This window comes from Flavihumibacter cheonanensis (genome assembly GCF_022352215.1).
GTDB classification, from domain to species: domain Bacteria; phylum Bacteroidota; class Bacteroidia; order Chitinophagales; family Chitinophagaceae; genus Flavihumibacter; species Flavihumibacter cheonanensis.
Genome location: NZ_JAKRWF010000001.1, coordinates 769,852 through 783,022 on the forward strand (window position 1 = coordinate 769,852; position 13,171 = coordinate 783,022).

Annotated in this window: 10 protein-coding genes and 1 tRNA gene; 1 reads left to right on the plus strand and 10 read right to left on the minus strand. The window is 44.2% G+C overall.

What is annotated here, in order from left to right; all coding sequences use genetic code 11:
• Positions 1-7: 7 nt before the first annotated feature.
• The 4 genes from MD536_RS03425 to MD536_RS03440 all read right to left on the minus strand — a co-directional run bounded on the left by MD536_RS03425 (position 8) and on the right by MD536_RS03440 (position 6,022).
• Complete coding sequence (locus MD536_RS03425; RefSeq protein WP_239595821.1) at positions 8-2,734, minus strand: hypothetical protein; 2,727 nt, start codon at positions 2,732-2,734, stop codon at positions 8-10.
• 18 nt (positions 2,735-2,752) lie between these two features.
• Complete coding sequence (locus MD536_RS03430; RefSeq protein ID WP_239595823.1) at positions 2,753-5,080, minus strand: hypothetical protein; 2,328 nt, start codon at positions 5,078-5,080, stop codon at positions 2,753-2,755.
• Between the two features lie 284 nt (positions 5,081-5,364).
• Positions 5,365-5,859, minus strand: a complete 495-nt coding sequence (locus MD536_RS03435; protein WP_239595825.1) for a hypothetical protein — start codon at positions 5,857-5,859, stop codon at positions 5,365-5,367.
• 79 nt (positions 5,860-5,938) lie between these two features.
• Positions 5,939-6,022: transfer RNA gene (locus MD536_RS03440), tRNA-Leu, on the minus strand.
• A gap of 206 nt (positions 6,023-6,228) precedes the next feature.
• Between MD536_RS03440 and MD536_RS03445 the strand changes: the two genes are divergently transcribed.
• Entirely contained in the window at positions 6,229-6,801 is a 573-nt protein-coding gene (locus MD536_RS03445; protein ID WP_239595827.1) for a peroxiredoxin-like family protein, read from the plus strand.
• Positions 6,802-6,806: 5 nt separating this feature from the next.
• On the opposite strand, the gene MD536_RS03450 is transcribed toward MD536_RS03445, so the two are convergent.
• The 6 genes from MD536_RS03450 to MD536_RS03475 form a co-directional block, all read right to left on the minus strand.
• Positions 6,807-7,829: a WD40/YVTN/BNR-like repeat-containing protein gene (locus MD536_RS03450; protein WP_239595829.1), complete on the minus strand. Its 1,023-nt coding sequence runs from the start codon at positions 7,827-7,829 to the stop codon at positions 6,807-6,809.
• A gap of 18 nt (positions 7,830-7,847) precedes the next feature.
• Entirely contained in the window at positions 7,848-8,621 is a 774-nt protein-coding gene (locus tag MD536_RS03455; RefSeq protein WP_239595832.1) for a hypothetical protein, read from the minus strand.
• Positions 8,611-9,045, minus strand: a complete 435-nt coding sequence (locus tag MD536_RS03460; protein WP_239595834.1) for an ABA4-like family protein — start codon at positions 9,043-9,045, stop codon at positions 8,611-8,613. Before MD536_RS03460 ends, MD536_RS03455 begins: the two co-directional genes overlap by 11 nt.
• A 34-nt stretch (positions 9,046-9,079) precedes the next feature.
• Entirely contained in the window at positions 9,080-11,470 is a 2,391-nt protein-coding gene (locus MD536_RS03465) for a TonB-dependent receptor (RefSeq protein WP_239595836.1), read from the minus strand.
• Positions 11,471-11,576: 106 nt separating this feature from the next.
• Positions 11,577-12,152: a Crp/Fnr family transcriptional regulator gene (locus MD536_RS03470; RefSeq protein WP_239595838.1), complete on the minus strand. Its 576-nt coding sequence runs from the start codon at positions 12,150-12,152 to the stop codon at positions 11,577-11,579.
• 5 nt (positions 12,153-12,157) lie between these two features.
• Positions 12,158-13,084, minus strand: a complete 927-nt coding sequence (locus tag MD536_RS03475; protein ID WP_239595840.1) for a phosphoribosylaminoimidazolesuccinocarboxamide synthase — start codon at positions 13,082-13,084, stop codon at positions 12,158-12,160.
• Between the last annotated feature and the right edge of the window lie 87 nt (positions 13,085-13,171).

Consider the following 13,171-nt stretch of genomic DNA (forward strand, 5'->3'; position numbering starts at 1 on the left):
TGATTTTTTAAAGGTTGATTGATATGAAGTTTCCTTTTTCGCTCAGGTCTTGTTCTGAATAGCCAGTTGTTGGTATCGTTTCAGAGTTGTCGGTTTTGACAAGTTTGCTGATTTTATATTCTATGATTCGCTCCATCAGAAAATGGGTTACCGGCATTTGAATGTATACTTCCTGGCTGCGTTCTTCCGCAGATAATTCTATTTTTTGCGGCTCCGTTTGTCCTTTTAGTTTAAAGCTTATTTCAATTGTTGCTAGTCCCGCCTCTTTTAAATCCGATGTGCAAATAAAAATAACCTGGCATTGCACGTCCTCTATATATTGATTAATCTGTTCCAGTTCCACGGGTACCGGATCTACCAGCCTATAATCTGCGATGAATCCCTGGTAACCCAGTTCTGGTACCGTTTTTTCAAGTTCTCCGAAGGCATCCATTTCTGCTGCCAGTTCCATTTCTTCCTCTTCTTCTAAGTCGAGCAGCCCGGTAATTCCTGAAAGCTGCAACCTGCATTCTGTTTGATTACTCAGCTTTAACTTACCCTTACCATCATACGAAAACACACAATGACCCATGTTCCATTCTCCTCCGATTTGCTGCAGACTTGGCACTATTCGGGTGCTGTATTTTTCCTGTTCCGGAAGGTTAATGCTAAGAAGACCGTTGATGGCATCCCGCTTTAGCATTTCCAGAAGTATCAAAATGGAACTGATATCAGTTTCAATGGTCATTCGCAAGTATTCACCGTATGGATAAATGTTGGTGGTTGTGCCCGTCATTTGATCCAATGACACTACTGCTTCACTTGTACCCATTGGGATCTCCGTCAGGTACTGGATCTGGGGTGGATAGGGTGTCAGTTTCGCACAGGCCTTTTTTAAAGTATGCCGTTGAATCAGGCTCATATCCGGTATCAGGGTGGCATCCAGTACCCATTTACTTGTTCCGGAAACTGCATCCAATGTTGAATAGAGCAGGATCATAGGTTTAAGCAATTGCCTTCCATTATCTTCCACCGACTGCCTTCCGATTATGTATTGCGTAGGAACAACCAGGAATTCATTGGGCACATTGGTGGAACGGTACACCTTATACTGATCAGATTCAAGTGAAGGAATCGGGGTGTAGAGTACCGCGGAAACTTCTCCCAGTTTATAGGCTTCTTTACATCCAACAGCTGTTAAAACACCACCTGATTCCTCCTGGAAATACGCTCCGAATTCAGTGCAGGGGAAATGCAGATCTACCTCTTTGGATCGTACATAACTTTGAATTTTATATTGTACTGCAGGTTCTATCAGTTGTGCCAGCACTACCGGTTGAAGTAGGGTTTCGATTCGGTTGTTCCAGGCTGGTTTCACTCCACGATTCAATTTCGTCAAGGATAATTTTGTTCCAACTATTGAGTTTAATTGCAACAATTGGGGTTCCAGTTTTGAGTATCCTGAAAATGCCATTGCTACCTGCAACTTCAACTTCGGCTGGGTGCCGGAAATCGCTGCATAACACATTCGGATCGCATTGTTGAGTAAATGAAACACCAGTTGCGTTTGTCCATTATCCAGCATTGTTATTTTGCCTGGAGATAGTTGCAGATTTACGGTTTCCTGTGCGTCATTCACATATGGAATTGTCAACAGGTAGCTGATTTGATCAAACTGAATGGCGGAAATACCTTTTCCGGGAAATGCTGCTTCCGCTTTTGCTTTCACTGATTCAGAAATGATATGGCTCAATGTTACCTGGAGTGATCCTTCCAATATTGGTTTCCCATTGCTGTCTGTCAACCCGGTATTCCGGAATAGAAAACGAAAACCAGCCTGTTCCGGCGGTGTTTGAAGGTTGGGTATTGCGAGTAGGGGTTCTGTCAATATCAGCACCTCCTGTTGATTCCACCTATTCAACCAGTACTGTGATGAATCATCCGTAACGATTGGATAATTTTTAATCGTTTCAGCTCCGGAAATAGCAATACTCCAATTGTTCAGCAGATGCAGTTTGATCCTGTTATCATATTTCAGTTGATCCTGTTTTTGAAGCACCGGTAATGGCAATGCTACAGCAGCTACCTGTGCAAAGGATGCATTCAGGATTTTTCCTTTTTCCATCTTTCCTGCTGCCGTGGTTTGAATGGCTCTTGTTTTATCACTTGTTTTGATTTGTTCAGGGATCAGCCGGTAATTGTTATAGGCCGGATCAAAATACTTGAACTGTACCTGGAATTGATCAAATGCCCGGATCAACTCTTCCAATTGCAGCTTGCTGTTAATCCTGTACTGATGTTGACTGCCTGGATCAACTACATCCGATACGAGGTGCAGGCTTAGACCAGATTTCTTTTGTTGTATAGCCAATAACAACGCATTGCCAGCTTTGGCATCCAATACCCCCTGCAAACTGGTTGCTGTTCCGGAAAATGTTTTTTCAAGCAGCAGACGGTTGGTTGTACCTTCTTTCAGCAGTAATTTGAGTTCTGTATTGGTTCGAATAAAGGTTTTCTGCTCAGTAGCTTCCGGTAGTTGCATAGACAGCCGGATTTGCAGTGTTGCCCGTTCAAGTTTCCTGTAAGTAGTTGGATCCTTTTCAGGCAGGTATTGATCCTGGAAAAAAGTAAAAGCGTTGTTGCTGCCTATCAGACTTGGATAAATACTGATGCTGCCCAGATCTTCTTCAAGGTAAGGCCAACCCGTACCGTTTGGCAGGCGCATGGTTTTTTCCTGCAATAGTGCTGTAGACATGGCAACAACGCTTTAGGGTTATACTTGTTTCCATCCACCATTTTCACTCACCTCACGCTGTACGATCTTTCTGGAGAGTGGCGTTTTACTGCCGGATGGTGGCTGGTGAATTCTTCCTCCTTCTTCCACAGAGTAGGTTCCCCTGATCGGTTCAGCTGGTTGACTTATTTCGCGGGTAGTTGCTGAAACCGGTGGCTGCGGGGTGATTTCACGCGCTTTGGATTGGATATCGCGTTTGATTACAACACCTTCATCTTCTGTGGATGGTACACTGATGGTAAGCGGACCGTTTCCAATTGTGTTAACCCATGGACCTGTCCATTCCATTCCTTTGGTGAATAAACTTCCTTTAACGATGACCCTTACCTGGTACTTGAAGTATGAACGGATAGTGGCATCTGAACTGAATACCGACCAAAACCTGGGTGTTTCCTGGTCAAGATGGTTCCAGTTGAATTTTTGTGGTGGAAAGCGTGTAAGATCAGCACCATTTTCATCGATCGCCTGGAAGGTTACTTCTACCAGTTGTTTGTTGTCTTCCAGTGCCACATTTAATCCTAGTGGTCCTACCCGGATGCGACCTGCTTCGTCAGCTCTCAGTTCCAATGTAACATCATTCACCAGGCTTCCGTTTTCTCCCGGATCCAACAGAATTTCATTGTCTTCAATTTGCACCCGCACAAAGGGGTTGGCAATTGGATCCGGCGGTTCCAACATATGTACTTTCCGCCTGATAAAGGTTTTATCGGGTGTCCAGTTGGCTGGAGCATTGCTTACATCAGCCGCCGCTTTCTGTGTGGTTTCCACTTTCCAGGTGTCTGTAGGGGAGGAACTGCTGTCAAAATAATGGCCTACCCAGTTAATCTCACCGGAGGTGTTGGGATATCCAACTTCAACGGATACAAAGGAGACCGGTTCCCCAGCCCAATTATTGGCGGGTTGTGGCCAGTTTACTACCGGCTTGATGATACGTGCCAGTTTTCTTGGCCAATCATCCATGTAAACAGTCACAAAATATTTCTTCTCTGCTTCCGGATCTTTTTTCATTTCTTCAAAAGCTCCTTCCAGGTTGGAAGAAATGACATGATCCTGCAGATAAGCCAATTGCCTTTTCTCGTGATAATTGAGATTGAGTTTGGTGCTATCGCGACGATATTTCAATGCTACACCGCCACCCCAAAGTCCGAATAATCCACCTGATGAACTGGCTTCCGCTGCCTGCACAGTTGGTTGTGGCGGATCAAAGATGATGCCCTTCGCCTGTTCCATAAATTTTTGCGAAATGAGATCGGTTTTTTTGTCAACATATTCCTGGATTTTTTCCGCTCCGGGAATGGTTGGATCCACTTTCACATCCACTTCAATGCCACCGCTGATGCGCATGTTGTTGAACTCGGCTTTGATATCTGCGGAGAACCATAAGAACTTGCCTTTTGCATTGGCGGAGAAATGTTCAAAAATGCGGTCCCAATTTCCTTTGATAGTGATCTCAATAATGGGTACCCAAAATTTCACTTTCATAGCCTGGCATACCCTTACAGGCGTATAGGCCATTTTGAATGCCTGGTATAGAATACTGGCAGGATAAACACCCATCAATCCGGAGTAGGCATTTTGTCCCATGGGATCAATGGATCCATTACCCTGCCCCTGCATATTGAAATACCAGGGATCAAGATTTCCATCTCGTACATTTCGTTTGTCAAAAGAACGGGTAGTGAATCCTTTTTCAGTTATAAAACGTGGAACCGGAACAGTTTCATACCGTAGTTGCCGGTTGGGTGCTGGCGGCCCCGCAGGTCCGGCAGGCGTACCCGGATTAACAGGTGTAGGATTGGCAGGTGTTCCGGAAACGGGTTGTACTACAGATCCATCGGCGTTGGGAGAGAGGTTGGAAATAGAGGTATGATTGGAAGTGATCACCACCGGCCGGAAAATAGGTTTAACACGGGAGCGGATGCCCCAGAAATAATCTACTTTTCCCTGGTACATATTGATGATTTCCTGCTGTCCTTCCTCGAGCACATGGTCGGGAGGTGCTGCAGTAGTAGTTACTCCTAAAACACCACCGGCTACTTCTCTGCTTTCACCTTCTTCCAGTCCGATATTGCCTTCACTGGTTTGTTTTCCGGCAAAGCGCAACATCAGAAACATCAGGTCTCCATCTTCCCTGCCATTTTTGCGCGCAATATGAACATAGTTGGGTAGCCAGTAAAAAACCGGGGGCTTGCCTTCATTTTGTAGTGCATCATTATTTACATCAGGATAATAGATGAGTTCATACCCATCTTTAATAATAGGTTGAATCCCACCGGCCATGGTAGGACCCAAAGCGGTAGTTGCCATAACAATAAGTTTAATGTTTGGTAAATAGCGGGCGGACTAAATACAGCTGCAGCTAGGAACCAGAGTGGGGGTTAAATAGATGAATTTGGAATAGGGCGGAAGACTATAAAGATACGAAAATTGGAGCAGAACAAGCGGTTGTTTTCATCCTCATTTGCCCGGGAAAAAGACCCTGCTTCAATCGTAAAAGATGAAGTGTTTATTTCGGAAAATACGGTGATTATATGTTCCAATTCACTTTCCAGCAATATTCATGAATGCGTTATTTTTATTTATACTAAAGTTTACGACTGATAAATTGATCCATCCTTTCTTTTTTCAATAAAAGTCATTGTGCATTTGCTATGATCCTTTACACTGTTTTCAGTAAAATCAAATCCAAAATGTATCCCCTTGGGAATACTGAGAACTATGAAGCCGGGTTGAATATATTTTTTCTCGAAATCCAGTTTTAACTTAAGCAATTCCTCTATGGTTTGTTTAAGTGAAATCTTTTTTTTATCAAAAAGCCACCAATCTGTAATTTTTATCTTTTTCCCTCCATCTAATCTTTGTGGAACATAGTCTGAGAATATAGATTCCAGCCTCTTGTTCGAATCAAAATAAAACTCAAAATTTCCATATCTCCAACATGAAGAATCTTCCATGCTCTTATTTGGAAACCAATCTTCCGGCTTCAATCCCAATTCTAATAATTCTTTTTTTGAAGTTCCTATTTCGATTTTTCCAAAGTCACCCTTTTCAACCAGATCTTTTAAATTCAATTTAAATTTTGCCATATACTAATTGTAATAAGTTAAAACAAGAAACAAAAAACCCCTGACAGTTACACTATCAGGGGTTTATCTTTTTAACTCGTGCCCAGAACAGGAATCGAACCTGCACTCCCTTGCGAGAACCAGATTTTGAGTCTAGCGCGTCTACCAATTCCGCCATCTGGGCTTTTTCCGGTCTGAACCGGGTTGCAATATTACGGTCTGCTCCAGTTTCAGCCAAAATTTATTTGCAACATGATTTCCGGGGCAGGAGAAGCTTTACGATGAAACTGACTATTTTTTTTAAAAACATGCCCAAAGTTACCAATTCGTCCGCCAGCTGACAATATAAACGCATCAGCTGGTTTAGTTTTAACACCACAACTTAAAAAAATGAAGCATTTACTTATCGGAATCTTGCTGCTTGGAGCCCAGGTTCTGTATGCCCAGCCATCCGGTCTCCAGGTGGGAGAGAAGGCACCTGATTTCTCAGCAACAGATCAGCATGGTCAACTGGTTCAGTTACAAAAACTGCTGGAAAAAGGACCGGTGGTGATATTCTTTTACCGGGGTCAATGGTGCCCTTACTGTAACAAACAAATCAAACAGATGCAGGATTCCCTTCAGCTACTTTCCACAAAAAGTGCCAGTGTACTGGCCGTGAGCCCGGAAATTCAGGAGAATATCGCTAAAACGGTTTCCAAAACGAAGGCGGAATTTCCTGTGCTCCATGATGAAGGATTGCGCATCATGAATGCCTATAAAGTTACCTATGCCGTTGATTCGGCTACCATTGACCGCTACAAAAAATTCAACATTGATTTTAATCAGGTGAATGGAACGAATGGAGCTAAACTGCCTGTCCCGGCAGTATATATCATCAAAAACGGGGTGATTAGTTATCGCTATTTCAATGAAGATTATACTAAACGTCCCAGTATCCGGGAATTAGTAGAACATCTCTAGTTTTCTTATCGCACCAGTTTCCCAATGCGACCATTGCCACCAGCCAGGTAGACTGCTTTGCCGTCTTTTGCTTTTTGAACCACATGGTAGCCTACTGAGGAAAACAATGTCCAGTTACGGCCCCCATCCCGCGACCAATCCACGCCCGATGTACCACAGGCGATCAATTGATTGCCCCGCACATAACTTATGCCGGATCGATAGCCTTGTGGTGGGGCTGTTGCCTGCTGCCAGCTCGCACCCCCATCCTGAGTGAAACAAAAGTTGCCATCCTTTTCTTTGTCTTTTCCAAAATCACCGCCTACAACTACCCAATGCCGTCCACCCCGTTTGCGGTTGGGATATTTCAGGGCGATGGCATTCGCACCCGTGCTGGTTTCCCCCTGTTTTAAGGGCAACTCAAAAGCCTGGCCAGCATAAAAGACCCGCGATTGTTTTCCGCCACTTACAAATATCGTTTCGGCTTTTTTTAGTGTCACCATGTTTCCTCCACTTGCCGCAAAAAACGCTTCGCCTTCTATCGGTGCAGGATACGTGTTAGGATAGGGTTGCCAGCTTCTGCCACCATCTGCTGTGCGCAAGAGTAAAATCTTTCCATCTATGGGATCACCAACTGCCATGCCTTCGTCTTTATTGCGAAAATGCAGGGCATCCAGAAAAATTCCGGATCGATTATCCCGATACACTTCCTGCCAGCTTTCTCCTCCATCAAAGGTTCTCAAGATCAATCCGGGTGAGTCCACTGCTAATATCACGGCGGTTACTGCATCAAATGCTTCAATGTCTCTGAAATCTCTTTTCTCATGCCCCTTTACGGTCATCCACTGAAAGCTCTTTCCGCCATCCGTACTTCTGCCCACCGTTCCTTTATTTCCACTCACCCACAGCAGCCGGTCATTCACTACGCTTAAGCCGCGAAAACTAACGCCTTCCCTGCCGGGTAAGTCCTGGATTTTCTGTGCTACCACATCCTGTAGCAACAGCACCAATGAAAGCATGCATATCAATTGAAAAGCAATTTTCCTCATCTCCCAAAGTTGGGAAATTTATCCTATCAACGGGTAACCTTTCAATACCTGTACATATAGTAATACGAGAAATAGCAGCCAGCTGGCTGCTATCACCTGCATGGATCGTTTGCTGTGAATCATATAAAATCCAAGCAGGGGAAAGAGTTGCAACGAATGCATTCCAAAGAAATGAATCACCCGCAGATCACCGTGCACCTTGCTCCAGTTCAATATCGGATAGCCTTCACTGCCATCCAATCCGCCTACGCTGTGCTGATTGATGATGGACATATGCGCTCCTTGAAAGGCAGAAATTACAAAAAACAATATGCCCAGTCGGATACCCCAGATATACCCCTGGTTCATCCAGAGGGGAAACTCTTTTTGTTTGAAAAACAAATACCCGATATAGGCCGTCCACAAGGTGAAAATAGTGATTGCCAATCCCATTACCTGGTATAAAATTGCATTGGTCCAGCTGCTGATATTGAAATGAGAAGCCTGTCCAACTGCTGCCTGGTAGGTGATGATACCAAGCTCCACGATCATGGTATATACCACTACCCAACTATATCGCCTAACCGCTTTTTGATTTTTAAGATACACCATCAGCCAGGCCATAGTAAACATGGCTATTGCAAGCGAAAGGTAAAACTTCATCGGTTTGATCCAGGCCCTAACTCCTCCCACTTCAAGCGGACTCACGACTGCCAGCAACCCGCAAATCAGGGCACCGGTCAAACTCACAGCACCCACATAAAACAAGACTTTGTTCCGGCTTTTCAGTTTTAGTATAAATTTATTCAACATCGATCCAATAATTTTTGGTACGCGCCCAACGGATCAGGAGATACAGCAATAAGCCTACCGGTCCCAGCATGAAAGTAAAAAACAGGCAGGGCAGGAGTAAGGCTATCCCGATACCGTTTTTACGTGCATTGTTTACAATAAATATACCTGTTAGCAGGTCAAAGGCCAGGTAATGAATCCAACCCGCCAATAACGCTTCCCGATTGACAAAGAGCGCCGCCACACCATCAAGAGATCCAAAACTATCGGGCTGCATACCTCCGAAATTTTTGGCGATCAACCAGGCATAGAGCAGGCACATAAGTATAATGATGGTTCCGATTAAAGCCCTGGATATCCAAAGAGTTTTGTAAAAAATGGCAAGCAGAATCCAGCCTATCAGGGCCAGGGTACTGCTGATTTGAAACAACTGATCGGCATGCATGTGATTTGTTTTTTCGAATGTACTATTTGTAACTCTAGAATTGTACCCGGTACAGTAAATCCGGAAAGAAGCCCAACTGGTAAACATTGCCGATTCCACCTCTTTGGGCATTGTACCTGCGCAGGAAAATATTTTCCCGGTTGGTCACATTTTGCAAATCAAGATAAAAGGTCTGGCTCAGCTTACGCTTTTTACTATTGAATCGATAGCCAAACTTCAGGTCGAGCCGCAGGTAGGCATCCAGCCGCTCGCTGTTGTAACTGCTTTCATCCAGGATTTCCCTGCCAGCCAGTTGGGAAGCTGCCAGATCTACCGGTGTGGCATATCGTCCACCAACAGTGCTGAAGCGACCATCAACTGTAAAGGCATTGCGTTTGTCTTTTCCTGTCTTCCATTCTTTTCCTCCCAATACATTCCATACATAACCATAATTGAAACTGGTATTTCGTTCTATGTTATCACTTCCTTTGTATTTGGAATCAAAAAGCGAAACTGTATTCAGTATGTACCAGCCTTTCTGAAGAAATTTTTCCAGGGTAATTTCCAATCCGTAATTTCTGCCGGTTCCTTCATTTATCAATCCTGCTTTTCTTGGAAAGGCAAAGTCGGCACCACTGTTCAGGATAGAGAAGCCGGATGCAACTGTCTCAACTGGTACATCAAATAGCTGTTGATAATAAACTTCCGCCTTTGCTCTCCAGTTAGTTCCAAATCGTTTTTCCAATCCGGCTACAAAATGATGTGCTTTCGTGAAATCGAGCTGTGCATTGCCGTTATTGTACTTTCCTGTAGTTTCATCGTATTCCTGATAGAGATAAACCGGGAAGGGCTGGGTTTGCGCATGTAAACCGTAAGACAGATAAAGATTCCAGCCGCCTTTGGGTAACCAGCTCACCGAGGCCCTTGGTTCCAACAGGGAACTTTCATTAAAGCTGAAATACTGTCCGTGTAAGCCCGCCGTAATAAGCCATTGTTCCGCCGGCTTATACCTGGTTTGCGCAAATACCTGCCCCAAGCTATAACGCTGGTCATATTGATTGAGTAATTGAAAAGGGGCATTCGCATCCTGTCCTTCTCGATCTTGAAGAAAGGAGTTCAGCCGACTCATTTCTCCAGTTAAACCCGCTCTCCAGGAAAGTTTGGCATTCAGTTTTTGATTGATATAACTGCTAAGGTTAACCGAATTCAACGTATTCTTTCGTTCTGTAATCTGCCATCTGCCCTGGTAAGGCGGAACAGGTGCAGGGTATTGGTAATTGTCAAACTGATCTCTCTGGTACACATAGGCAACGGATGTTTTCCAGTAGGTACGTTCATTCAGATCCAGCTGGTGTTTGATGCCTGCGGTATTCATCCGGTTGCGCACATATCCATCCTGGTCCTGCCTTGCATAAAAATCACTGGTGTCGATATCCTTTCCGATAAAATCAATGGCACTTACACCTCCCATTCCATAAAGCGAGAGCTGTCCCCACTTGCCTTTTGCCGATTGAAAATTAAATACCCAGTCCTGGTATTTGGGCACCGCATCTGTTCCTACGTTCAATCCAATGGATTGTGCTAACTGCACAAAAGAATAGCGATAGCCTATCATGTATGAAGCTCCTTTCCGCTGTTTACCCAGCGGTCCTTCTGCCATCAGTTCGAGGCCACTAAACAGGTTAAGTTGTGTTGTAAACTCATGTGTATAGGCATTGCCTGCTCTGAGTTGCAGATCAAATACTGCCGCAGTTGCATTACCATATTCAGCAGGGAAAGCTCCCGTGTAAAAATCAGCCGACTTCAGGGCGTTGGTATTGAGTATGGTTACCGGTCCGCCGGTTGTACCCAGACTTGCGAAATGATTCGGGTTCGCTGCGGGTACTCCTTCGAGTCGCCATAATACGCCGGTAGGAGAGTTGCCTCTTACCACAATATCATTGCGGTTATCATTATTTGAAATCACACCTGCGAAATTGCTTACCATTTTGGATGGATCATTCCGACCTCCGCTGAACCTTGTTACTTCTTCCATATTGATGGAACGGTTGCTACCTACTGCATATTCATTAGAGGCGACTCCCTTTTTTAGTTTTGGTGCCTTTACGGTTACTTCCGCCAGCGTATTGACCTGCTGCTCCAAACGGATGTCCAATTGTACTTCTTTACCGGTAGTGAGCAGGATTTCATTCAACAGGGAGGAGCTGTAGCTAATATAATCCACCCTAAGTTGAATACGTCCAACAGGAACACCTGTGATAACAAACCTTCCATCTTTGTCTGAAAGTGTTTGTAAGGAAGTTCCAATGATCTGAATAGTTGCTCCCTGTAGTGCCTGTTCCGATATACGGTCAGTGATCCGGCCACGAATGGTCTGGGTCGGAGTTTGTGAAAAGCTGGTGATAGATAGGCTGATGAATAGCCATAGGAAGAGTCTTGCTAACATGGTGCTGGTTTTGAAAGCAAGTTATTTCCAGGCGATACCCTTTTCCATTAACATATATCAAGAAGCCAAATGCCAGGAACGATCTTGATATTTATCAATCAGATGCCTAGCGGGTCATTTTTTTACGAATACGACTGAGGTGCTCCGGACTGATCCCAATAAAGGAAGCCAGCATGTATTGGGGAACACGCTGGATAAGATGATATTGATTGTCTATGATATACTGATACCGGTCTTCCGGGCTCAGTGTGAGTAAGCGCGTATTGTAACGGGAAATCAGAATAAACAATCCTTCCGCTATTTTTCGGCCGGCCTGGTTAAAAATGGGATAGTTCCGGTAGAGATCCTGCATCTTTTCATAAGGCAGGTTGATAGCAATAGTATCCTCCAATACATCCATGGATTGAGAGGCAGGTGACTGGGTCAGAAAGCTATCATATTCACTTAGGTATTCCCCTTCTTTGGCAAATCCCGTACAAATTTCCCGTCCGTCTACTGTATAATATAATCGGGCTAACCCTTTATGGATATAATAAACGCCTTTGCAGTTTTCTCCTTCCCTGCAAACCAGGGATCCTTTGGGATAGGATTCAATTACCAGCCGGTTTTCCAACTGCTGCCATTCTTCATCAGAAAGTTTCGGAATCAGTTCCTGGTAATATTGTCGGATGCCATCAAACATCTTGCTTACAACAAATGTTCCAGTGATTTTTCAACGGCGGCCTTGGTTTCTTCGGTTGTCCAGGCTTGTGGAATAAAGGTTTCGCCGATCACCTGTTCATACAATTGAATGTATCTTTTGCTGATGGTGTCAATCCATTGAGGGTTCATCTCAGGAACCGTTTGACCTTCCTTACCCATAAAATTATTCGCGATCAGCCATTCCCGCACAAATTCTTTACTGAGCTGTTGCTGTTTTTCGCCTTTTGCCTGGCGGTCTTCAAATCCATCGGCAAAAAAATACCGGGAGGAGTCGGGTGTATGTATCTCATCCATCAGGTAGATAGTATCCCCAATTTTCCCAAATTCATATTTGGTATCAACAAGTATTAGTCCGCGTTTGGCTGCGATCTGTTTACCTCTTTCAAATAGGGCCAGGGTATATTTTTCAAGCATGGCCCAGTCTTCGGCGCTTGCCAATCCTTTCGCAATGATATCTTCCTTGCTAATGTCTTCATCATGGCCTTCGGAGGCTTTGGTGGAAGGCGTAATGATAGGGGTAGGGAAGTAGTCGTTTTCTTTTAATCCTTCCGGTAAGGCGACACCACAAAGAGATCTTTTTCCACTCTTATAGGTTCGCCATGCATGTCCGGTAAGATTGCCCCGTACCACCATTTCAATTTTGAAGGGAACACATTTTTTTCCTATCGAAACATGTGGAGCCGGGGTTTCCAGTAACCAGTTGGGGCAAATGTCGGCAGTAGCTTTCAACATGTATGCAGCTATCTGGTTTAATACTTGTCCTTTATAGGGAATGGGTTCTGGTAAGATGACATCAAAAGCGGAGATCCGGTCAGATACAATCATTACCAATAAACGGTCCTGGATAGTGTAAACATCCCGCACTTTTCCTTTGTAAAAGGCGGTTTGAGAAGGGAATTGAAATGGTGCCATTTCACGAAGTTATAATCCGTTTGGAAAAAAACGGTACGGAATTAATAAATCCTTATTTTGCTCACGATTAACACATAAAAACCTACA